Below are 21913 nucleotides of genomic sequence, written 5' to 3' on the forward strand. Positions count from 1 at the left end.
AGGGCAGAAACGGTCAGCAGCACCTTTCCCAGTAAATCTTTCTCTTGTTGTTTTTGCATCAGGTTACATCATCCAAGTAGTATTCGATGGACCAAATCGGCGATACCCAAATCCAGCAAGGCAACGCTTAAAGCGATGACGGTCAAGGCTGAAAAGAACTTCGTTTTGCTGCTCAAGATCTTATCCGACGGTTGATGTGCCGCAAACGGCCCACCTCAACGCTGGGGCGGGCATTAATGACAGTCATTAAGAGTTATCCGGGCCGGATTAGTTCCCGCAACGGAAAGGTTAATGGCGATGAGCGGGTTAATCGGTAACGATCTTGACGCCTATTTTGCTGATTTGATTAGCATCCATCTCCGCGATAGTCCAGGTCAAACCATCCCATTCCACCTGATCCCCCACCACGGCTTCCCCCCCGATTAACCGGGTAACGAACTGGCCGAGCGTTTGCTGATCGTCCACACCGTCTTGCAGATTCAGGCCGTAGACCTGAGAGATATCACTCAGGCGCGCATCAGATTGCAGAATGAAATCACCGAAGAACCGCTCATCCAGCGTAACCGTAGGTGCCTGGCTGAACAGTTTACCCAATGCAGGCAGATCGTGTTCATGGCCAATAACGCACAGGGTATCGCCTTCCAACAAGCGGGTGCTGCCGCTAGGGTGTAACAGTTCTTTGCCACGGAACAGCGCGGCAATGTGCGTTCCCGGTGGCATCTTGAGTTCGCGTAGCGCCGCGCCAACGCACCAGTTTTCTGCGCTTAGCTGATAGACAAACTGCTCCCATTGGTTTTCCTGATGAACATCCAGCCCCACGCGGGAGATCGGGGCTAATGCCGGTGGCACCACCACCTTGGCCTTTTTGGCGGCAAAGGACAGCGAAGTGCCCTGCAACAGCAGTGAAACCAACACCACAAAGAACGCGACGTTAAAGAACAGATTGGCATTGGGTAGCCCGGCCATCATCGGAAACACCGCCAGGATCACCGGCACCGCGCCGCGTAAACCCACCCAGGAGATAAACATGCGTTCGCGCAGGTTGAAGTTGCGAAACGGCAGTAGGCCGATAAACACCGATATCGGACGGGCAAACAGGATCATCCACAGCGAGAGCAGCAGGGCAGGGATGGCGATAGGCAACAGGTCGTGCGGGTTAAGCAACAGGCCGAGCACCAGGAACATGCCGATCTGGCTCAGCCAGGCCAGGCCGTCGAAGGTTTGCACAATGCCGTGGTAGTTACGGATTGGGCGGTTACCCAGCAGCAGGCCGCACAGATAGACCGCCAGAATGCCGCTGCCATCCAGGGCCGTGGTCAATGCAAAGATCAAGATGCCGCCGCTTACCGCCAGCAGCGGATACAACCCTTCCGCCAGCTTGATGTGATTGATCAGCGTTATCAGCAACCAGCCTCCGCCCAGGCCGAGTACGATGCCCATGCCGAACTGCTGCAAGAGATGGACGATGAACATCCAGCTTAGCGAGGTTTCGCCAGCGGAAATCATGGCAATCAGGGTGATGGTTAAAAACACCGCCATCGGGTCGTTGCTGCCGGACTCAATTTCCAGCGTCGCGCTGACACGCTCGTTCAGGCCTTTGCCACCCAACAGTGAGAACACCGCAGCCGCATCGGTCGATCCAATAATGGCACCGATCAGTAGCCCCTGGATCAAATCGAGGTTAAACAGCCAGGCGGCGGCCAGGCCCGTCAGACCGGCGGTGATCAGTACGCCGATGGTAGCCAGTGACAATGCTGGCCACAGCGCGACACGAAAGGAGCTGACGCGAGTACGCATACCGCCGTCGAGCAGGATCACGGCCAGAGCCAGGTTACTGACCAGATAAGCGACGGGATAGTTATCGAAGGCGATGCCTCCAGGGCCGTCAACACCGGCCAGCATGCCTATCGCCAGGAAGATCACCAGAATGGGAATACCCAGGCGTGAAGAGAAAGAACTGAGCAGAATACTTGCTCCCACCAACACGGCACCGATGATGAACAAGCTATTGATCGTGCTGGCATCCAAAATAATGTTCTCCTGCGAGTTGAGCTGAAAGGGGGGAGGCGCCAAAGCAAAGACACCGCATCATAATAGCCTGTTTGTCCTGTGCAACGCCAAGGCTGATTGCCAAAAAAACGCTGTCATTATGGCTAGTTGCCGCAAAATTTGATGAAAAGAGAGGTGAAAGGTGGGTATTGCGGTTTTTGTGCCTATTTATCAGCTCATTGAGGACGGAAGGAAACAGGTTATTGATGAAAAACCATTAACCCCCAGCAGGAGGCTTAATGGTTAGCAGGCGGGAGGTTAGTGATCGAGTGATTGCAGAGCACGCTTGATTAATTCGGCTGCCAGTTTCCTTTCGGCCTCAGAGATCCCGTCCAGGTTGAGGCTGGAAAGCTCGGTGACCAATACGCTGCGATCTTTGCCACTGATAGAAGAATCCAGTGCGGACAGCAGTCTACCCAAGATTTTCAGTAGTGTGGCGTTTTCTGCTACGGCTTCGGTTGCCGCGGTCGGTTTATCGGTCATTAAAAATCCTCTCTGTCGTGACGGAAGGGAAATGTTACCGGCGCACGCGATGGTGATGCGCCATCCCTTAGGGTTCGTGAGCCCAATCGCTACCGTAAGGCAGGGATGTGGATTTTTTCTTATGCACGGTAGTTATAACAACTCACCGCAATATGCTCCAGCACAACTTTGCATCAACGGGTCGTGATAGGTTGAGCACTATGTGCCTGACCACCGATCAATTATAGCTAAGCGGGCGCAGCATGCGGCCTCCTTGAGAGGGCCACATTATGTTTGCAGGGCGCTGCAAGCAACGCCCTTACACAGGAGGTTAGGCTTTACCAGAGAACAGGAAGCGTAACAGCGGGATGCGCTTGTGCAATTCATATAACAGGAAGGCGCAAGCAAAGACGAACACCAGACCCAGCAGGAAACCCAGCAGATTATTATCGATCAGCGGAGTCACGAAGGCGCCGTATATCAGCGTCAGCGGATGGTGAACCAGATAGATAAACAGCGAAGCGTTGACCAGATAGGTAATGCGGGGCGAATGGAAATCGAGCAGCGCATGGCCAAATGCGAACACCACGTTGGCCATCAGGACCCCGAGCACGGCTTTGATCATGATCTCCAGTTCAAACCCGAAGCTGCTGTGCGCCAGCAGTTTCTGGTTGAGCATGTAGGCTACCAACAGCAGCAGTGAGCCCAGTACGGCTGGCCACGAGGGTTTGAGGAACACCGCTTTCAGCCAGGAGTACTTAAACGCATAGGCACCCACAATGAAGAACGGCAGGTAGAACAGGGTTTCCATCACTACGAAGTTGAACAGGCCGTTAGACAGTAAATGCGGGGCGGTGATTAAAATAATGCGATGAAACACGCCGTATATAAAGGCATACAATAAAAACCACAATGAGATATTGCTGAGAGTGGTCATTTTATTTATTGGCCGCGGTGCCATCGGCGTTTTTATCGCCTTAATTTTTTTAAACAGATAAAAACAGGCACAGGTCAATAAGCATAAGGTTAATAAAAACCACAGATGGGAGACCAACTCCCAAACCGCCACGTTTATTTTTTGATAAAGGGTAAAATCATCCCAACCGGTTAATTTATCGGTGTAGTTCTTGAGTAAAAAAAACTGTGGCAGGGTAATCAATGGGATAGAGCTCAACAGCGGAATGGCAACCCGCTCCAGGCGTACCTTCAACCAGCGGTGGCTGTCATAGCGTTCGTACAGCATGTAGGAGAAGTAGCCGGAGATAATGAAGAACACCTGCATGCGAAAGGCGTGAATAAAGTCGTTCAGCACCGTCAGCGAAAACGACGGGGCCGCGCTGTTTACCGCCCACGAGTGGCTGGAGTAAATCAGAGAAAGATGAAAAGGAATGCCCAGCAGCATCAAATAGGCCCGGATCGAATCCAGGAAAAACTCGCGCTGGTTAGTGCTGTTAGTCATAGGTTACCGCTGGTGGTTGCATCAGGGGAGTGTAAACCCGCTTAATAAGTCGGCAATGGGGTAATCGCAAACTCAAACCCTACTATAGCGACCGACATTTTTCCATAGCGTCTTGGAGCACGGCTTGCTACGCTGCACAACTGCTTAAACTCTAGGCCGTAAACATCAGCACACGTTTATCATGTTGTCGGCGAGCAGAATAATCCATTAATATGGATTTTGAATATTTTGAGCACACGAATAGGGGGGGATGTGCTAGTAAATCTATTATCAAAAAAACCACGCGCCACGAGCGTACGTTGGTTAGGTGCTACCGTTTTATGCACGTTGTTGAGTTCGCAGGCTTGGGCTTTTTCTATCGACGATGTGGCCAAACAGGCACAGGATCTGGCAGGAAAAGGCTTTGAAGCCCCGAAGAGCAACCTTCCTTCTCAGTTTCGCGATATGAAGTTCGCGGACTATCAGCAGATCCAGTTCAATCACGATAAAGCCGTGTGGAGTAAGCTGAAAACCCCTTTCAAGCTTGAGTTCTACCATCAAGGGATGTACTTCGACACGCCGGTTACCATCAATGAGGTCACGGCCACCAGCGTCAAAGAGATCAAATACAGCCCGGACTATTTCAACTTTGGCCCCGTCAAGCACGATCCCGACTCGGTGAAGAAGCTCGGTTTCGCCGGGTTTAAAGTGCTCTATCCGGTCAACAGTGCGGATAAGAACGACGAAATCATGAGTATGCTGGGCGCCAGCTATTTCCGCGTAGTGGGTAAAGGGCAGGTTTATGGGCTTTCTGCCCGTGGGCTGGCGATTGATACCGCCTTGCCATCTGGCGAAGAGTTCCCGCGTTTCCGCGAGTTCTGGATCGAACGTCCTAAGCAGGGCGACAAACACCTGGTGATTTATGCCTTGCTGGATTCTCCACGTGCTACCGGCGCTTATCGTTTTGTGGTTTACCCCGGCCGCGATACCACGGTAGATGTCCAGTCCAAAGTGTTCCTGCGCGACAAAGTGGGCAAGTTGGGTATGGCACCGTTGACCAGCATGTTCCTGTTCGGGCCGAGCAATCCTTCGCCAACGCTGAATTACCGCCCGGCGCTGCATGACTCCAACGGTCTGTCTATCCATGCTGGTAACGGCGAGTGGATCTGGCGTCCGCTGAACAATCCTAAGCACCTGTCCGTCAGCACTTACAGCATCGAAAACCCGAAAGGTTTTGGTCTGCTGCAGCGTGGCCGCGATTTCCGTGATTACCAGGACCTGGACGATCGTTACGATCTGCGTCCAAGCGCCTGGGTTGAGCCGCGCGGCGATTGGGGCAAAGGCAAGGTTGAGCTGGTAGAGATCCCAACTGCGGATGAAACCAACGATAACATCGTGGCGTTCTGGACGCCGGACGTGTTGCCTGATGCAAAAACGCCGTTGGCCTTGAACTACCGCCTGTACTTCACCCGCGACGAAGAGAAGCTGCATTCACAGGATATCGGCTACGTGGGTAAAACCATGCGTTCAACCGGTGATGTGAAGCAGTCAAACCTGATCCGCGAGCCGGACGGCAGCGTGGCCTTCCTGGTTGACTTCGTCGGCCCGGCACTGAAAGCGCTGGATGCCGATACGCCGGTGGCTTCTCAGATCAGCATTGGTGACAACGGCGAAATGGTGGAAAACAGCGTTCGCTATAATCCGGTCACCAAAGGCTGGCGTTTGACGGTGCGTCTGAAAGTGAAAGACGAGAAACAGCCGGTAGAAATGCGTGCTGCGTTGGTCAACGGTGACAAGACCTTGACGGAAACCTGGAGCTATCAGCTACCTGCCAATGAATAAGTCTACTGAAACTGCCCAGGAATATCTTGCGGCAATGCCCCTGACCGATGAGCGGTCAGGGGTGCTCAAACAACAAGTGATGGCGGGTGATACCCCGGCACTGGAGGCTTTGCATCGGCAGATGGGAGCCGCTGATGTCAATGTGGCGTCGCTGCCTGCCGATGACATTGCCTTGGCCTCGGTCAAGGCACGCATCAGCCAGGCTTGGCCGGATGCTGTCGATGATGACGATTTTGATTGTGACCCGGAAGGGCGCACCATTCTGAAAGCCACGCCGCCGGTAAAACGGACCACCATGTTCCCTGAAGCCTGGCGCACCAACCCGGTGGGGCGTTTCTGGGATACTCTGCTGGGCCGTAAGACGCACAATCGTCATGCCAGCAAAGAAGAAGCCGAAGCGGAAAACCGCTGGCGTATTGTCGGTTCAATGCGCCGTTACGTGCTGTTGATCCTGATGTTGGTGCAAACCGGTATCGCTACCTGGTACATGAAAACCATCCTGCCTTATCAGGGCTGGGCGCTGATCGATCCTATCGCCATGTTCGATCAGGATCTGATGCAGTCGATGTTGCAAATATTACCTTATCTTTTGCAGACCGGTATTCTGATCCTGTTTGCCATTCTGTTCTGCTGGGTCTCTGCCGGTTTCTGGACGGCGCTGATGGGGTTCCTGCAACTGCTGATTGGCAAAGATAAATACAGCATTTCTTCGACTATCAAAGGTGATGAGCCGATCGACCCAGCGCACCGTACCGCGTTGATCATGCCGATCTGTAACGAAGATGTCGAACGGGTCTTTGCCGGGTTACGGGCAACCTATGAGTCGGTGAAGGCGACGGGTCAGCTCGAGCATTTCGATATCTATGTGCTGAGCGACAGTTACGATCCCGATATCTGCGTCGCCGAACAGAAAGCCTGGATGGAGTTGTGCCGCGATGTTGAGGGCCACGGCCGTATCTTCTACCGCCGTCGCCGCCGTCGTGTGAAACGCAAGAGCGGCAACATCGACGACTTCTGCCGTCGTTGGGGCGGTGAGTACAGCTACATGGTGATCCTGGACGCGGACAGCGTGATGAGCGGCGAGTGCCTCACCGGTCTGGTGCGCTTGATGGAAGCCAACCCGAACGCCGGTATCATCCAGTCTGCGCCAAAAGCCTCAGGCATGGATACGCTGTATGCCCGTGTGCAGCAGTTCGCCACGCGCCTCTATGGCCCGTTGTTCACCGCTGGTCTGCACTTCTGGCAGTTGGGCGAATCCCATTACTGGGGTCATAACGCCATCATCCGGGTAAAACCCTTTATCGAGCACTGCGCGTTGGCACCGTTGCCGGGTGAGGGCTCGTTTGCCGGTTCCATCCTCTCCCATGACTTTGTGGAAGCCGCACTGATGCGTCGTGCTGGCTGGGGCGTGTGGATCGCCTACGATCTGCCAGGCAGTTATGAAGAGTTACCGCCTAACCTGCTGGACGAGCTGAAACGCGACCGCCGCTGGTGTCATGGCAACCTGATGAACTTCCGTCTGTTCCTGGTAAAAGGCATGCACCCGGTACACCGCGCAGTGTTCCTGACAGGCGTGATGTCCTACCTGTCGGCACCGTTGTGGTTTATGTTCCTGGCGCTGTCCACTGCCTTGCAGATAGTACATACCCTGGTGGAGCCACAATACTTCCTGCAACCCCGGCAGTTGTTCCCGGTGTGGCCACAGTGGAAGCCAGAGTTGGCGATTGCGCTGTTCTCTACCACCATGGTGCTGCTGTTCTTACCGAAGTTGCTGAGTATCGTGCTGGTCTGGGCAAAAGGCTCGAAGCAGTACGGCGGGCCGATCCGGCTGCTGATCTCCATGCTGATGGAAGTGATGTTCTCAGTGCTGTTGGCGCCGGTGCGCATGCTGTTCCATACCGTGTTTGTGGTCAGCGCCTTCCTGGGCTGGGAAGTGGTGTGGAACTCGCCGCAGCGTGATGATGATGACACCCCTTGGGGCGAAGCCTTCAAGCGTCACGGTTCGCAAATGTTGCTTGGGCTGGTTTGGGGCGGCGGCATGGCATTGCTGGATCTGAACTTCCTGTGGTGGCTGTCACCGATCGTCTTCTCGCTGATCCTGTCACCGTTTGTTTCGGCGCTGTCGAGTCGCGCTACGCTCGGTCTCAAGAGCAAGCGAGCTAAGCTGTTCCTGATCCCGGAAGAGTACGATCCGCCGCGTGAGCTGGTTGCCACAGACACCTATCTGCAGCTTAATCGCCAGCGTGCCTTGCGCAACGGTTTTATGCATGCTGCGGTGGACCCGTCCTACAACGCCTTGGCTGCCGCGCTGGCAACGGCTCGTCACCATCTGCGCGCCATTATCGATCGGACGCGGGAAGAGCGGGTGAACGAGGCGCTGGAAGTAGGGCCAGAGAAGTTGGCGAAAGCCAAACGCCTTGAGCTGCTAAGCGATCCGGTGGCGTTGTCACGCCTGCATCAGCGCATTTGGCTGCTGCCGCAGGGCGAGGCTTGGCGCGAACATTATCGGCAATTACCGCATAATGAACTGGCTCACCCCGTCGGCCAACGCTGACGGTTAGTATTAATTAAAGGGGAATGCGCACTGCGTGTTCCCCTTTTTCGTTTCAATCTCAAAAAAGTTTGGATGTTGAAAATGGCTTCACTAGTCCGTCTGGCACTGTTGGCCGCTATGGCGACGACATTATCTGGCTGCGGTAGCATTATCAGCCGTACGGTGCCTGGTGCAGGCCACGGGCACCAATATTATCCAGGGGTGCAATGGGATTTGCGTGATACTCCCTGGCGCAGTGTTATGGTGATTGATGTACCGCTCTCGCTGGTGGTGGATACCTTTATGCTGCCGTTTGATGCTCAGCACGGTCCTTACGAATAGGTTCTAGCCTCTGGTTGCGAAGACCACCAGTTGATAGCTTTGGTTATTGCAATCGAAAGTGGTCAACGCCGTCATTCCCAGGCCAGCGACATGGGCGGCCAGCGAGTGCGGGTTATCCTCATTAACAAACAGCGCGCCAACGTCAAAATCCTGCTGAGTTCGCGCTTTCACCGCTGCAAACAACTGGCGTAGCACACCTTTTCCCCGCCAATCGGCACTCAGGCATACCGGGCCGTACAGAAATACCCGTTGTTGATCCAATGCCTGATTTTGAAACCGCTGTGTGGCCAACGTGTGCAGCATGGCATCCACTACGGGCGGTCGGGGTTGGGCGTTGGTTGGCATCAGGCAGACAAAACCAGCCAACTGTTCTTCTTCGACAGCGATCAAAATACCCAGGCCGCTGTTGATACTTGCCAGCTGTTTTTCGTTCATCTGCGAGACGATAAAGCCCTGTTGCCGCTGCTGGGGGCTAAGTTGCTCTGGAGTATTTTGCGCCTGTAGCGCCAGAATTGCGGGATAATCACTGGGAACCGCTTGCCTGATGAGCATGATACCTGCCTGTGTCAAGGGGGAGAATGTAGTAGCATGCAATGCGTAGCCAGGGGCGTCAAGGCGAGGGTGGGCGACCAGGCGCCCACCCAACTGGCTCAACGTTCATCCCATTCGTCGGCAGCGCTCTGGCCTTCTTCAGTATCCAGCGGAGGATCGAGCTGAAAATCCCCTTCCTCCCACTCATGCAGCGTATTTTCGTTGATCCACTCGGCGCGGATCTCAATTTCGTCGTAGTCACCGTCAAAAATGGCCTGGGCGGCAGCACCGCTGCGCATCGTCATGCATTCGACAGACTCACCTTCCTCTTCGAAAAACTCGGCCTGCCACATCGTATCGCCATCCAGCATGATGTATTTCTGCAGGTTAAACTGTTGGGGTACCGGCGGCTCATCATCATCGCCGCCTTCCGCCGTTTCGATAAACTCTTCGCGAGCGGCTTCGATCGCTTCTTCCAGCGTGGCATACAGGCTCATGCTCATCTCCTTTTTCAATCATCTTGGGGAACATCAGCATTAATTGTTGTCGCATCGTCGCAGGATGCAAATTTTTTGTTGTCCGTTTTGCGACGATGATTGTCCATCAGCCGGGAGACGCCTGGCTACGGGCAGGAAATAATGGCTACACCCTTTGGTCTGTAGGAGAATCAGGATGTTAGCCAACCCAGCAAGCAAGTACCGGCCGTTCCCGGCCATCGATTTACCCGATCGTCAGTGGCCGGGGCGTACCCAGCAGCAGGCACCGCGCTGGTGTTCCAGCGATCTGCGTGACGGCAATCAGGCGTTGGCCGAGCCGATGGATAACGCTCGCAAGCTACAGTTCTACCAACTGTTACTGGCCTGCGGGTTTAAGGAAATCGAGGTGGCTTTTCCTTCCGCATCGCAAACCGATTTTGACTTTGTGCGTCACTTGATCGAGCAACGGCTGATCCCGGATGACGTCTCAATCCAGGTGCTGACGCAGTCGCGAGACGATCTGATCGATCGCACGATGGAGTCGTTACAAGGGGCTCCACGTGCCATCGTGCATCTGTATAACGCCACCGCCCCGATGTTTCGCGATATCGTTTTCAAGCAGGACAAGGCCGCTACCGTGGCGCTGGCGGTGAATGGCGCACGCCGTATTCGCCAATGGTGCGATCGACATCCGGAAACCGACTGGTGCTTCGAGTACTCTCCAGAGACTTTCTGCTTTACCGAGCTGGAGTTTGCCCTGCAAATCTGTGAGGCGGTGGCGGACGTGTGGCAACCTGAACGCCTGCGGCCCATGATTATCAACCTGCCGGCCACCGTGGAGGTGAGTACCCCGAACATTTATGCCGACCAGATCGAATGGTTCTGTCGCCACTTCAGCCAGCGGAAGCAGGTGACCATCAGCGTGCATCCGCATAACGATCGCGGTACCGGTGTTGCTTGCGCCGAGTTGGCCATGCTGGCGGGGGCTGACCGAGTGGAAGGCTGCCTGTTTGGCAACGGCGAACGCACGGGCAATGTCGATCTGGTGACGTTAGCGCTCAATTTGTACACCCAGGGCATCGCGCCAGGGTTGGACTTCAGCCGGTTGAAGGAAGTGGTTGAAGTGGTGGAGCAGTGCAACCAGTTACCGGTACATCCGCGCCATCCTTATGCCGGTGAGTTGGTGTTTACCGCGTTCTCGGGTTCGCATCAGGACGCCATCAAGAAAGGCTTTGCCGCCCAACAGCAGCGTGAAGATGGGTTATGGCAAGTGCCTTATCTGCCGCTCGATCCGGCGGACGTGGGGTGCAGCTATGAGGCGGTGATCCGCGTTAACAGCCAGTCTGGCAAAAGCGGTGCCGCGTGGTTGCTGGAGCAGAATCATGGATTGCGTTTGCCACGTGGCTTGCAGATCGATTTCAGCAAAGTGGTGCAACAGGCCACGGATGAAAGCGGCAAGGAGATGACGGTGGCGGAAATCTGGCGGCTGTTCCGCAACAGCTACGGATTGGTGGAACAGCCGCGCTTACAGCTGCTCAGCTATCAAACGCAAAGCCAGGGTAGGGCGGCTTACAGCTTTACGGCGCAGGTGGCTCTGGCGGGGGAACCCATGCAGTTGCAAGGCAGCGGTAATGGGCTGTTGTCCAGCGCGGTAGATGCGTTATGCCAGCGCTTTGGCCTGGTGCTGGCTATCGACGATTACCATGAACACACCCTGGGGCATCAGAGCCATAGCCGGGCAGTAACCTATATCCGTTGTACCCCAGCAAGGGGGGAGGCAATTTACGGCGTAGGGATTGACGCCGACTCGGCCAGTGCCTCGCTCCAGGCTCTGTTCAACGTGGCTGGCCGCTGTTTGCCGTGATCGCTGGCTGAGCCTGGGCAAAATAGGTGCTGGGGGAAACGCCAAGCAGGCGGCGGAACATGGCGCTAAATGCGCTGGGGCTGTCATAGCCCAGATCCAAAGCCACCTCCAGCACCGATCTTCCGGCGGCCAGGGCGTTGAGCGCCGCCAGCAGGCGGGCACGACGCACCCAGTCGCTAAAGCGTAGGCCAGTCTCACGTTGGAAGCGACGGGACAGCGTACGGCCACTGACGTTGATGTGCTGCGCCGCCAGCTCCAACTCCCAAGGCAGCGCCAAAGATTGCTGAATGTGCTGGCACAGGGCCAATAAGACGCCATCGCGTGGCTCGGGAAGGTGTAGGGGCAGGATCGGCAGCATACGCAACTCATCGAGGATCAGTTCCATAATACGTTCTTCTCGTCCGCCGGGCCGGTAGCCGGGCTGAATATCCATCGCGCTGATAATCAGTTCACGCAATAAGGGAGAAATCTGCACAACCTGGCACTGAGCAGGTAAATCGGCACGGGCCAGGGGATCGACGAACAGCGTGCGTATCGCCACGTTACCGCTAAAACGCAGATTATGTTCCACTTTGGCCGGTAACCAAACGCCACGGCCTGGGGGGGCTACCCAACTGCCCACGTGTGTATTCACCTGTACCACACCGCTAAGGCTATGGATCAGTTGAGCGCAGTTGTGGCTGTGATCCGGTTCGCTATCACCATCCTGATAGTCCTTTGAAAATGGCACGATAGACTGATTCTCTGGGAGAAAATCGACGTTAAACAGCATTGTTTCTCCTCTGGATCCTGATGACGTGTCTGTTGCAGCATGCCATGTATTGCCGCTACCGCAAAGCGCATTTCCTGTACGCCGTTTTGCCATGAAACGGCTTAGGCTAGCTGTTTGCCAACGGGAGGAAATATGGAGCTTGCCAACGCGGTATTACGGATCGCCCGGCCCACCGATCATTTGGCCGCGATTGCCAAAATGTATTGCCAGGGGCTCGGGTTTGAACAACTGGGTGAGTTTGCAGATCACCAGGGGTTCGATGGCATTATGCTTGGCCATCCGCGCCATGCCTATCATCTGGAATTCACTCATCACCGTGGTGTACTGGTTGGACGCGCACCGACACAGGACAACCTGTTGGTATTTTATGTGCCGGAAATAACATGTTGGCAGAGAAGGTGCGATCGGATGCTAGCCAGTGGTTTTGAACGAGTGCAGGCCTACAACCCTTATTGGGATGTGCATGGACAAACGTTTGAAGATTTGGATGGTTATCGCGTGGTGTTGCAAGCACGTGCCTGGCAGGCATAAAAAAGCCAGCGCTTTGCGCTGGCTAAAGGCTGATTACTTAGTGTCTATCAGGCATGCGTGACCGGTTTGTCACCGCTTTTGCCCTGGGTGTTTTCCAGCATGCGGCGGATCGGGACGATCAGCAGGATAAGCACGGCGGCACAGATCACCAGAGCAATAGAGCAGCGGGCGAACAGGGTTGGCAGCATGTCCAACTGATCCGCTTTCACGTGGCCACCGATCAAGCCCGCGGCCAGGTTGCCCAGCGCGCTGGCACAGAACCACAGGCCCATCATCTGGCCACGCATTCTATCCGGTGCCAGAAGCGTCATGGTCGCCAGGCCAATCGGGCTCAGGCAAAGCTCACCCAGCGTCAGCATCAGGATACTGCCCACCAGCCACATCGGTGACACGCCAGCGCCGCCATTGCCCAACACTTGTTGCGCGGCCAGCATCATCAGGCCAAAGCCTGCGGCGGCAAACAGAATACCAATCACGAATTTGGTGATGCTGCTCAGGCGGATTTTGTTACGGGCCAGAGCTGGCCAGGCCCAACTGAAGATTGGCGCCAACAGGATAATGAACAGTGCGTTAATCGATTGGAACCATACCGCCGGGATCTCGAAGTCGCCGATCATGCGGTTGGTGTAATCGTTAGCAAACAGGTTGAACGAGGTCGGTTTCTGTTCGAAGGCCGACCAGAAGAAGGCGGCAGAGATCAGCAGGATAAAACAGACCAGCAGACGCGCACGTTCTTTGCGGCTCAGACCAGCAAAGAAGAAGAGGTAGATAAAGTACAGCGTGACCGAGGCGGCGATGACGTAAACCAGCATACTGGCAACGGCGACCGGGTTAATCACGATGATACCTTGTGAGATCATAATCACGATCGCGGCAACGCCCACGGCCAGCGCAATCAGCCAGGCACCCACGCCATTTTTCTTGGCAACCGGGCTGTTCCAGGTTGAGTCCAGACCCACTTCGCTGTCATAGCGCTTCATGGCCGGTACTGCGAACACACGGAAAATCACCAAGGCCACCAACATCCCGATACCACCGATGCCAAAGCCCCAGTGCCAACCGTGTGAGCGGATCAGCCAGCCGGAAATCAGCGGGGCGATAAAGGAGCCCATGTTGATACCCATATAGAACAGCGAGAAGCCACCGTCACGGCGTGCATCGCCTTTTTTGTACAGGGTACCGACCATCACCGAGATACAGGTTTTGAACAGGCCGGAACCGAGCACGATAAACATCAGGCCGACGAAGAACAGGTCGTTGCCCATAATAGCGGACAGGGCAATCGACAGGTGGCCTAAAGCGATCAGAATCGAACCGTACCAAACGGCTTTTTGCTGGCCGAGCCAGTTATCGGCTAACCAGCCACCCGGCAGTGCCGCCAGGTACATACTGCCAGCAAAGATACCAACGATCGCCGAGGCGTTTTCGCGCGCCAAACCCATGCCGCCGTCATAAACCGTGGCGGCCATAAACAGGATCAGTAACGGACGAATGCCATAAAACGAGAAGCGCTCCCACATTTCAGTGAAGAACAGCGAGCCGAGAGGATATGGATGGCCGAGGAACGTCCGGCTTTCTTTCTGATTAACAGAGGATTGCATAAAGTCTTCCCAATATAATGTGCTGCGCGCTGGCAGCAGATACTGTGGTATGTCTGTGTCTGTAAGTGAGGTAATCCCGCTGATGCGGATTACCTGACAAAACCTCAGCCGCAGTGCCTATTAAGCTTGAAAACCCTGCAGGCTATTTTATTCACTTGGTCAGAATGTTACTTCTGGCGTGATATTATTTAACCATTTGATAACTGAATGGTGGCTTTGTCTAGTACCTGTATCCCATTTTTTAGACGAAAAGTCGACAAACATCTACTTTATTGGTTTTTATGTTGGTTGTGGCGTTATTTTCATTGACAGGTGGTTTATTGCTCTGCTTGTGATTTTTGTGTCTAAAAACAAGGTGTTAATAATATTATTCTTCGAGATTGGGGGCGGGATGAAGCGGGATGGTAACAATAGTAAAAGTAAGGGAAACGGGGCTTGGGCAATATTTATCAGAACAACTGGCGATAAATAGCGCTATTACTCTTCTTGCAACGTGTCTTCACGCGTTCTGGCTGGCCGCCGCTGCAGACACCACCAGGAATAGAACGCGTTAAATAGCACCACCAGCGCCGTCATGCAGAATACCGCGCGGAATCCATAGCTGGCAGAAATGGCAGCGCCGAGCAGTGGGCCGCTAACGTTGCCGATATCTCGGAAAGATTGGTTATAGCTGAATATTCGCCCGGCAACCTGATTGGTACAGTTGTAGATGAGTAAGGTTTGCACAGCAGGCAACAGTGCGCCATCGGCAGCGCCGAGCAGGAAGCGCAATACGCCGAGTTGCCACGGTGTCTGGACAAAGGCCATCGGGATCAGCAACAGCACGGAAATCACCAGCATAAACACCAGGATCCGCTCTGGGCCGATCCTGTCGCCCAGTTTGCCCAGCCGTGGCGCACTCATCAAGGCGGCAACGCCGGGTACCGAAGCGATCAAACCGCTGACAAATGCCAGATTACTGATGTTGCCCGCCAGCTCGCGCACGTAAAGCGTGAGGATTGGGGCAATCGAGCCAGTGGCGATCTGGATAATCATGGTGGTAACAAACAGGCTGAGGATCAGCTTGGGGCTTTTGAGCGAGGCAAACACCTGGCGCGCATGCAGCATGTCTTTTTTCTGTACCGGAGTGAACTGTTCCCGTACGCAGAACAGCGTCAGCAGGAAACAGATAAACAGCACCGTGGCGGTGATGAAGAACACGGGGCGCAGGCCATATTGGTCAGCCAGCAAACCGCCAATCAATGGGCCAATCAGGGCGCCACTGACGCCGCCGGTCGATAGAGTGCCCAGCGCCCAGCCGCTGCGATGGCGCGGCACCTGGGTAGCAATCAGCGCATTGGCGTTGGGAATAAAGCCGCCGAGCAGCCCCAGCACCGCGCGCAGTGCCAGAAACTGCCAGATGTTCTGCGCCATGCCCATCAGCACCATTACAATGCCCATTCCCAGCGCAGAACGCAGCAACATCAGCTTACGCCCACGGCGATCGGCGAGACTGCCCCAGAACGGTGAGGCAATAGCGGAGAACAGGAAAGTGATACTGAATACCAATCCGGACCACATATTCAGCGACTGATGGCCGGTAACACCAAGAGCTTCAACGTAAAGCGGCAGGAACGGCATGATCAGGCTAAAGGCCGCACCGGTCAGAAAGCAGCCCAGCCAGGTGATGAACAGGTTACGTTGCCAATTGATAGGTTCTGCTGCCGGAGCCATAGGTTTCCGTGCGGGGGAAGATATGCCTGGCGATTACGCAAGGCAAAAAAAGTTAGCCTGGTAAGTATGCGCCTAATAACGCAGGTTATCAATTGAGCAACTGTGTGATTTTGCGTGAAAATGAAATAAAGTTTTAAAACAGGGAATGACAATTATTCCCGCGCAGGACAACGCGGGAACGAGGGTTTCAGACACCGGCCAAGGCTTCGAATCCGGCGTTGGTGGTGGTGAGAGCGACGTTTGTCACCTCATAATTGGCCACGGCGACGAAGGGATCTTCTGCCAGGATGGCATCCAGCTTGGAGCGCTCCATGTCTTTTACCAGGATCACGCCGCCAGTACGTGGGTTCTTACGGCCAGAGGCAATAAAGCTGCCAGCTTGAAAATGGTGCTTCAACCAGGCGATATGCCCTTCAAGATGGCCTTCTACTTCTTCAATCGGGCGGTGGTAGGTCAGGCTGACGATATACATAGAAGCTCCTGTTGCTGGGAAAGCGACAATATCATGCGGGCCATCTCGGCCCGTAGCGATTAATAGAGAGAAGGCTCACCTTCTGGGCGGGTCTTGAAGCGGCGGTGTAGCCACATATATTGATCCGGCGCCATCAGGATCTCTTTTTCTACCACCTTGTTCATAAAGGCTGCAGCCTCGACTTCGTTATCCAGCGGGAAATTTTCCACTGCTGGCTGCATGATGAGTTCGTACCCTTTACCTTCTGGCAGGCGGCGTGGCGTAAAGGGAATGATCGCCGGTTTCCCCATGCGTATCAACACATAGCTGCCGGTGGTGGTCGCTGCTTTTTCCACTGCAAACAGCGGGGCAAACACGCTGCTGCGCGGGCCGTAGTCATGATCCGGTGCGTACCAGATGATCTCACCCTGTTTCAGGGCGCGGATCATCCCTTTGACGTCTTTACGATCCAGCATGGATTTGTTCGAGCGCATACGGCCCCAGGTCTGTAGCCAGTCCATCAGCTTGTTGTCGTGTGGACGGTAGACGCCGATCCCCGGATTGTGGATGCCAAAGATACGAGCACCCAACTCCAGCGTCAGGAAGTGCAGGCCGATCAGCAGCACCCCTTGATGATTGTCCCGTGCCTTTTGAATGTGTTCCAGGCCGCTGACGCTGAACCAGCGCTCGATACGCCAGTTGGGCCAAAACCAGGCCATGCCGGTTTCAAACAGCCCCATCCCCACGGATTCGAAGTTCTTGGCGATCAACGCATCACGTTCGGCTCTCGGCATATCCGGAAAGCACAGCTCCAGATTACGCTCAGTTATCGCTCGCCGGCGTTTGAGGAAACGCATTGAAAAGCGACCTAATCCGGTCCCCAAACGATAAATGATTGGGTAGGGCAGCAGGACCAGCAGGTAGAGTAAGGCGATGCCAAACCAGGTAAGCCAGTAGCGTGGATGCAGTAAAGATCGATTGAAAGAAGGAACTTGCGTCATAGGTTCTCAGCTTAGAAGCAGTCATTTAACAGTAATAACAGATAAAATGCATAGGCACGTCGAGTTGCCATAAGTCTTGTTGTGGGTCGCCATCAGAATTTTTTGCTGGCCACGGGTTGCTTGAACGACTCGGTCTATGCGATGGTTTTCTGCCGTTTATAGTAGCGTATTGTGACATTTTTCTTATGTAACAGGAAAACTCACCGCATTAAAACACCCTTTTTAGGCCTAAATCAGGTGCGGTTGTTGGTTTTTTGGCCAAGTGAAGTAAGAATCGGCCTATAAGTCAGGCAGTGTTTTATCCGTTTATTGATTCAGGAGGTAACTATGTTGACATCATGGTTAAGCGCTGGGCTATTGGTGAGCGGTGGGTTACTTGGCTGTCTTGGTGCCTATATGCAGTACAACCCTTTGCTAGCCGTAGCGGGGGGCGGACTGCTGGCTGGGGCGGTTATTTCTGGGGCAACGGAATGGTCAAGCGGGCGCTAGACACCCGCTTGAGGCCGTTTTAATGGTCTTTGAACAATCCTTTCACCCGGTGTGGTTCTGAGCGCCAATACTGCGGCGGAGCCTGCACTTGGGCCCCCAGTTTGGCGGCTGCGTGCCACGGCCAGCGTGGGTTATAGAGAATACCGCGCGCTAGCGCGACCATATCGGCCTGACCGGTGGCGACGATCGCTTCTGCCTGCTCCGGTTCGGTGATCAACCCCACGGCGATGGTTGGTATCCCTACTTTATGTTTGATGGTTTCGGCAAAGGGGACCTGGTAGTTCGGCCCCACCGGGATTTTTTGCTGCGGCGACAGGCCGCCGCTGGAAATATGAATGTAATCGCAGCCCAATTCCTTTAAAGCGCTGGTCAGCTCAACGGACTGCTGTTCGTTCCAGCCGCCTTCAACCCAGTCACTGGCGGAGATCCGCACGCCAAGCGCTTTGTTGGCGGGGAACACCGCCCGCACCTCGCTGAAAATCTCCAGCAACAATCGCATACGATTTTGCAGACATCCGCCGTATTGATCGGTGCGCTGATTGGCCAGTGGCGAAAGGAACTGGTGCAACAGGTAACCATGTGCCCCGTGCAGTTCGATCAGATCGAAGCCGAGACGGTCGGCACGCCGTGCCGCTGCAACAAATTGCGCCTTCAACTGCTCAATTTGCTCCAGGCTCATGGCCTGTGGAGCCTCATCCAGAGGGTTAAAGGGCTGGGCAGAGGCAGAGAGCGTTTGCCAACCGCCCTCACTCCTGGCCAACTGGGCTCCACCTTGCCAGGGAAGAGCGCAGGAAGCTTTGCGGCCAGCGTGTCCCAGTTGGATCCCCAAAGGCATGGTGGCGTGTTTTTTCACCGCCTGTACCACGTCGGCAAGTGCCTGTTCGGTAGCGTCGTCCCACAGGCCCAGATCCCCCGGAGAAATACGTCCTTCTGGTGATACCGCAGTGGCTTCCACAATCAGCAAACCCGCCCCGGAAAGGGACAGATGGCCAAGGTGCATCGTATGCCATTCGGTGGCTTTACCGTTGTCGGCAGAGTACTGGCACATGGGGGCGATAATGATACGGTTAGGCAACCGCAGTAGCCCCAGGGTGATCGGAGTAAACAGCTGGCTCATAATTTCCTCATGGTCCGTCAAAATTCGTTGCTACAACTTGCACTAGGCTTATCGGTATTTGCCAATAACGTCAAGCTTTGTGCGGAAATCATTGCCGCCGGGTTAATGCTGTGTTGCCGCCTATTTTCGGGTATGATGTGCGCCGCGCGCGGGCTAACGGCCCGTGGGCACTTAATCAGTCACCTCCCGAAAGACAGGAAAGTACACCATGCCAGTGTTACATAACCGAATTTCTAATGAGGAACTGAAGGCGCGTATGCTGGCCGAAACCGAGCCACGCACCACAGTTTCTTTTTATAAATATTTCACCATTGACGACCCCAAGGCATTTCGCGATAGCCTGTATATTCAGTTCGATAAGCTGAAGGTGTTTGGCCGTATCTACGTGGCCAAAGAGGGCATCAATGCGCAGATCAGCGTGCCGCAGAGTCACTTTGACGCGTTCAAAACCGTGTTGTTTGCTTCGCACCCGGCTCTGGACCAGGTGCGCCTGAATATTGCGCTGGAAGACGATGGCAAATCCTTCTGGGTACTGCGTCTGAAAGTGCGTGAACGTATTGTGGCCGATGGGATTGAAGATGAGACCTTCAACCCTGCCAATGTGGGTGAGTATCTGCAGGCCGATCGCGTTAACCAGATGATCGACGATCCGAATACGGTGTTCGTCGATATGCGCAACCACTATGAGTACGAGGTCGGGCACTTTGAGAAGGCGATCGAAGTGCCTTCCGACACGTTCCGCGATCAGCTACCGATGGCGGTGGAGATGCTACAGGAGCAGAAAGACAAAAATATTGTCATGTACTGTACCGGTGGGATCCGTTGTGAGAAAGCCAGCGCCTATATGCTGCATAATGGCTTCAAAAACGTCTATCACGTGGAAGGCGGTATTATCGAGTATGCCCGCCAGGCGAAGGCGAAGGGGTTGCCACTGAAGTTCATCGGCAAGAACTTTGTGTTTGACGAGCGCATGGGGGAACGTATCTCAGAGGACGTGATCGCCAACTGCCATCAGTGCGGTGCGCCATGTGATACTCACACCAACTGCCTGAACGACGGCTGCCATCTGCTGTTTATCCAGTGCCCAAGCTGTGCCGAGAAGTTTGCTGGCTGCTGCAGCGAGACCTGCCGTGAAGAGCTGAAATTACCGCGTGAAGAACAGCGAGCCCGCCGGGCTGGCCGCGAGAATGGCGTAAAAATCTTCAATAAGTCCAAAGGGCTGTTGCAAACCACCATGCATATCCCAGAACCGAAAGAGTAGGGTGTTGCGCGTAGGATAGAAATAGAAATAAGGGCGCTGAAATTCAGCGCCCTTGTTGTATAAAGAATGTATTACTTCTCGCGAACGCCTTCGACCGAGATGATCAGCTCAACTTCCTGGGAAGCCGGGCCGAGGTCGGTGGTGATGCCAAAGTCTTTCAGCTTGATTTTACCGTTGGCTTCGAAACCGGCGCGGTAACCGCCCCAAGGATCTTTACCTTCGCCGACCAGTTTGGCTGCCAGCGTGACCGGCTTGGTCACGCCGTTCAACGTCAGGTTGCCGACTACGGCATAACCTTCACCGTCTTTTTTCACTTCGGTAGAGGTAAAGGTAGCCTGCTTGTTCTTTTCGACGTTCAAGAAATCGGCGCTGCGCAGGTGTTTGTCACGCTCGGCGTGGTTGGTGTCTACGCTGGCTGTGTTGATGGTTACGTTGACTTTATCGTTAGCAGGGTCTTTTTCATCGAAGGTGAAGCCACCGTCAAAATCTTTGAAAGAGCCATAAATCCAGCTGTAGCCCAGGTGCTGGATGCGGAATTCGATAAAGGCGTGCTGGCCTTGTTTGTCGATTTTATAGTTGGCAGCCAGAGCGGAACCGGCGTTTAACAGCAGGGCACCCGCGGCCAAGCCTAATACGGTTTTCTTCAACATAGCAATATCTCCATAAATCCAAAGGGTTAATCGGTGCTGCGTCCCAGCATCCGTTTCAAAGTCACATCACCATCAATAAAGTGATGTTTAAGCGCGGCCAGGGCGTGCAGTACTGAAAGCACGACGACGGCCCAAGCCAGATAAAGGTGGATAGTCCCGGCGGTGTCGGCCTGCTGTGGCAAACCGGTCACGCTGGCCGGTACGTCAAACCAGCCAAATACGCTGATTGCCTGACCATCGGCGGTCGAGATCAGGTAGCCGCTGATCAGGATGGCGAACAGCACGGTATAAAGTGCGATATGTGCGAGCACGGCACTGATATGCGTAAGACGGCAATAACTTGCCAGGGGCTTGGGCGGCGGCGAGATAAAACGCCAAACCACTCGTACCACCATGACGATAAATAGCAGCGTGCCAATACTTTTGTGGATCTCCGGCGCCTGGTGATACCAAACGTCGTAGTAGCCCAGCGTCACCATCCATAATCCGAGGGCGAACATGCCGTAAACGGTCAGCGCCACCAGCCAGTGGATCAGTACAGAAACGTGACCAAAGCGGTCGGCGGTATTTTTCCAGAGCATCAGTTTTCCTTACAAAACTCATTTACCGACAGCAATACTTAAACTTTAAGAAACATAAATCAATAATAAATTTAACTAAGTAACATCATAAAAATATTAATCAGTAGATTTGTTTGAGTTGTGGCAAGTTGGTCAAAGGAATCGTTGGAGAGGGTGTTTTTTGGCGATGTTGGGGAAATGCTGGCCAATTGAAATCTATCGACTTTATT

The 21913-nt window shown here is 54.3% G+C and carries 20 protein-coding genes; 7 read left to right on the plus strand and 13 right to left on the minus strand.

Going from position 1 to position 21913, the window contains the following annotated elements:
- Positions 1-306: 306 nt before the first annotated feature.
- The 3 genes from KGP16_RS10805 to mdoC form a co-directional block, all read right to left on the minus strand.
- Complete coding sequence (locus tag KGP16_RS10805; protein ID WP_059200542.1) at positions 307-2028, minus strand: potassium/proton antiporter; 1722 nt, start codon at positions 2026-2028, stop codon at positions 307-309.
- A 279-nt stretch (positions 2029-2307) separates the two neighbouring features.
- Entirely contained in the window at positions 2308-2532 is a 225-nt protein-coding gene (locus tag KGP16_RS10810) for a hypothetical protein (protein WP_021178338.1), read from the minus strand.
- Between the two features lie 310 nt (positions 2533-2842).
- A complete protein-coding gene (gene mdoC / locus KGP16_RS10815; protein WP_059200543.1) occupies positions 2843-3970 on the minus strand; it encodes a glucans biosynthesis protein MdoC in 1128 nt (375 codons plus the stop codon).
- Between the two features lie 252 nt (positions 3971-4222).
- Here mdoC and KGP16_RS10820 point away from each other — a divergent pair, with 252 nt between their 5' ends.
- The 3 genes from KGP16_RS10820 to KGP16_RS10830 all read left to right on the plus strand — a co-directional run bounded on the left by KGP16_RS10820 (position 4223) and on the right by KGP16_RS10830 (position 8666).
- Entirely contained in the window at positions 4223-5791 is a 1569-nt protein-coding gene (locus tag KGP16_RS10820; protein ID WP_081050633.1) for a glucan biosynthesis protein G, read from the plus strand.
- The gene (mdoH, locus tag KGP16_RS10825; protein WP_037374880.1) at positions 5784-8345 is read left to right on the plus strand and encodes a glucans biosynthesis glucosyltransferase MdoH; all 2562 of its coding nucleotides are present in this window, start codon (positions 5784-5786) and stop codon (positions 8343-8345) included. The genes KGP16_RS10820 and mdoH overlap by 8 nt, the downstream gene beginning before the upstream one ends.
- Before the next feature lie 81 nt (positions 8346-8426).
- A complete protein-coding gene (locus tag KGP16_RS10830) occupies positions 8427-8666 on the plus strand; it encodes a YceK/YidQ family lipoprotein (RefSeq protein WP_021804741.1) in 240 nt (79 codons plus the stop codon).
- Positions 8667-8669: 3 nt separating this feature from the next.
- Here the strand turns inward: KGP16_RS10830 and KGP16_RS10835 are convergent, their stop codons facing one another.
- Together KGP16_RS10835 and KGP16_RS10840 are read right to left on the minus strand one after the other, a co-directional pair.
- The gene (locus tag KGP16_RS10835) at positions 8670-9218 is read right to left on the minus strand and encodes a GNAT family N-acetyltransferase (RefSeq protein WP_223501322.1); all 549 of its coding nucleotides are present in this window, start codon (positions 9216-9218) and stop codon (positions 8670-8672) included.
- 98 nt (positions 9219-9316) lie between these two features.
- Positions 9317-9694 (minus strand): MysB family protein, encoded by a 378-nt coding sequence (locus tag KGP16_RS10840; RefSeq protein ID WP_021804739.1) that lies wholly within the window; start codon positions 9692-9694, stop codon positions 9317-9319.
- Between the two features lie 175 nt (positions 9695-9869).
- On the opposite strand from KGP16_RS10840, the gene leuA reads away from it, so the two are divergent.
- Positions 9870-11537, plus strand: coding sequence for a 2-isopropylmalate synthase (gene leuA, locus KGP16_RS10845; RefSeq protein ID WP_223501324.1), 1668 nt, complete (start codon positions 9870-9872; stop codon positions 11535-11537).
- Here leuA and KGP16_RS10850 read toward each other — a convergent pair.
- Positions 11509-12309: a helix-turn-helix transcriptional regulator gene (locus KGP16_RS10850; RefSeq protein WP_223499277.1), complete on the minus strand. Its 801-nt coding sequence runs from the start codon at positions 12307-12309 to the stop codon at positions 11509-11511. The genes leuA and KGP16_RS10850 overlap by 29 nt on opposite strands.
- Before the next feature lie 132 nt (positions 12310-12441).
- Here KGP16_RS10850 and KGP16_RS10855 point away from each other — a divergent pair, with 132 nt between their 5' ends.
- Positions 12442-12840 carry a VOC family protein gene (locus KGP16_RS10855; protein ID WP_037374876.1) on the plus strand — a complete coding sequence of 133 codons (399 nt, stop codon included), beginning with the start codon at positions 12442-12444 and terminating at the stop codon, positions 12838-12840.
- 47 nt (positions 12841-12887) lie between these two features.
- On the opposite strand, the gene KGP16_RS10860 is transcribed toward KGP16_RS10855, so the two are convergent.
- From KGP16_RS10860 to KGP16_RS10875, 4 genes are all read right to left on the minus strand, one after another.
- Entirely contained in the window at positions 12888-14441 is a 1554-nt protein-coding gene (locus KGP16_RS10860; RefSeq protein ID WP_037374874.1) for a peptide MFS transporter, read from the minus strand.
- Between the two features lie 477 nt (positions 14442-14918).
- Positions 14919-16154 (minus strand): multidrug efflux MFS transporter MdtG, encoded by a 1236-nt coding sequence (gene mdtG, locus KGP16_RS10865; protein ID WP_209522166.1) that lies wholly within the window; start codon positions 16152-16154, stop codon positions 14919-14921.
- 187 nt (positions 16155-16341) lie between these two features.
- Complete coding sequence (locus KGP16_RS10870; RefSeq protein ID WP_021804733.1) at positions 16342-16626, minus strand: YciI family protein; 285 nt, start codon at positions 16624-16626, stop codon at positions 16342-16344.
- 59 nt (positions 16627-16685) lie between these two features.
- Complete coding sequence (locus tag KGP16_RS10875) at positions 16686-17606, minus strand: Kdo(2)-lipid IV(A) acyltransferase (RefSeq protein ID WP_024486561.1); 921 nt, start codon at positions 17604-17606, stop codon at positions 16686-16688.
- Between the two features lie 327 nt (positions 17607-17933).
- Between KGP16_RS10875 and KGP16_RS10880 the strand changes: the two genes are divergently transcribed.
- Positions 17934-18095, plus strand: a complete 162-nt coding sequence (locus KGP16_RS10880; protein ID WP_021804731.1) for a hypothetical protein — start codon at positions 17934-17936, stop codon at positions 18093-18095.
- 19 nt (positions 18096-18114) lie between these two features.
- Here the strand turns inward: KGP16_RS10880 and KGP16_RS10885 are convergent, their stop codons facing one another.
- Positions 18115-19212, minus strand: a complete 1098-nt coding sequence (locus KGP16_RS10885; RefSeq protein ID WP_021804730.1) for an NADH:flavin oxidoreductase/NADH oxidase — start codon at positions 19210-19212, stop codon at positions 18115-18117.
- Positions 19213-19420: 208 nt separating this feature from the next.
- Here KGP16_RS10885 and KGP16_RS10890 point away from each other — a divergent pair, with 208 nt between their 5' ends.
- Positions 19421-20473 carry a rhodanese-related sulfurtransferase gene (locus KGP16_RS10890; protein WP_021804729.1) on the plus strand — a complete coding sequence of 351 codons (1053 nt, stop codon included), beginning with the start codon at positions 19421-19423 and terminating at the stop codon, positions 20471-20473.
- A gap of 71 nt (positions 20474-20544) precedes the next feature.
- Here the strand turns inward: KGP16_RS10890 and KGP16_RS10895 are convergent, their stop codons facing one another.
- Both KGP16_RS10895 and KGP16_RS10900 read right to left on the minus strand, forming a co-directional pair.
- On the minus strand, positions 20545-21123 hold the full coding sequence (locus KGP16_RS10895) for a YceI family protein (protein ID WP_021804728.1): 579 nt from the start codon (positions 21121-21123) through the stop codon (positions 20545-20547).
- 26 nt (positions 21124-21149) lie between these two features.
- On the minus strand, positions 21150-21704 hold the full coding sequence (locus KGP16_RS10900) for a cytochrome b (RefSeq protein ID WP_223501325.1): 555 nt from the start codon (positions 21702-21704) through the stop codon (positions 21150-21152).
- Positions 21705-21913: the final 209 nt, after the last annotated feature.

Source organism: Serratia sp. JSRIV006, from assembly GCF_019968685.1.
Lineage (GTDB): Bacteria > Pseudomonadota > Gammaproteobacteria > Enterobacterales > Enterobacteriaceae > Chania > Chania fonticola_B.

Coding starts and splice junctions, on each gene's coding strand:
- KGP16_RS10890 (WP_021804729.1), top strand. CDS start 19,421: ATGCCAGTGTTACATAACCGAATTTCTAATGAGGAACTGAAGGCGCGT.
- mdoH (WP_037374880.1), top strand. CDS start 5,784: ATGAATAAGTCTACTGAAACTGCCCAGGAATATCTTGCGGCAATGCCC.
- KGP16_RS10875 (WP_024486561.1), bottom strand. CDS start 17,606: ATGACGCAAGTTCCTTCTTTCAATCGATCTTTACTGCATCCACGCTAC.
- KGP16_RS10835 (WP_223501322.1), bottom strand. CDS start 9,218: ATGCTCATCAGGCAAGCGGTTCCCAGTGATTATCCCGCAATTCTGGCG.
- KGP16_RS10840 (WP_021804739.1), bottom strand. CDS start 9,694: ATGAGCCTGTATGCCACGCTGGAAGAAGCGATCGAAGCCGCTCGCGAA.
- KGP16_RS10855 (WP_037374876.1), top strand. CDS start 12,442: ATGGAGCTTGCCAACGCGGTATTACGGATCGCCCGGCCCACCGATCAT.
- KGP16_RS10850 (WP_223499277.1), bottom strand. CDS start 12,309: ATGCTGTTTAACGTCGATTTTCTCCCAGAGAATCAGTCTATCGTGCCA.
- KGP16_RS10900 (WP_223501325.1), bottom strand. CDS start 21,704: ATGCTCTGGAAAAATACCGCCGACCGCTTTGGTCACGTTTCTGTACTG.
- KGP16_RS10870 (WP_021804733.1), bottom strand. CDS start 16,626: ATGTATATCGTCAGCCTGACCTACCACCGCCCGATTGAAGAAGTAGAA.
- KGP16_RS10895 (WP_021804728.1), bottom strand. CDS start 21,123: ATGTTGAAGAAAACCGTATTAGGCTTGGCCGCGGGTGCCCTGCTGTTA.
- leuA (WP_223501324.1), top strand. CDS start 9,870: ATGTTAGCCAACCCAGCAAGCAAGTACCGGCCGTTCCCGGCCATCGAT.
- KGP16_RS10885 (WP_021804730.1), bottom strand. CDS start 19,212: ATGAGCCAGCTGTTTACTCCGATCACCCTGGGGCTACTGCGGTTGCCT.
- KGP16_RS10860 (WP_037374874.1), bottom strand. CDS start 14,441: ATGCAATCCTCTGTTAATCAGAAAGAAAGCCGGACGTTCCTCGGCCAT.
- KGP16_RS10880 (WP_021804731.1), top strand. CDS start 17,934: ATGTTGACATCATGGTTAAGCGCTGGGCTATTGGTGAGCGGTGGGTTA.
- KGP16_RS10830 (WP_021804741.1), top strand. CDS start 8,427: ATGGCTTCACTAGTCCGTCTGGCACTGTTGGCCGCTATGGCGACGACA.
- mdoC (WP_059200543.1), bottom strand. CDS start 3,970: ATGACTAACAGCACTAACCAGCGCGAGTTTTTCCTGGATTCGATCCGG.
- KGP16_RS10810 (WP_021178338.1), bottom strand. CDS start 2,532: ATGACCGATAAACCGACCGCGGCAACCGAAGCCGTAGCAGAAAACGCC.
- mdtG (WP_209522166.1), bottom strand. CDS start 16,154: ATGGCTCCGGCAGCAGAACCTATCAATTGGCAACGTAACCTGTTCATC.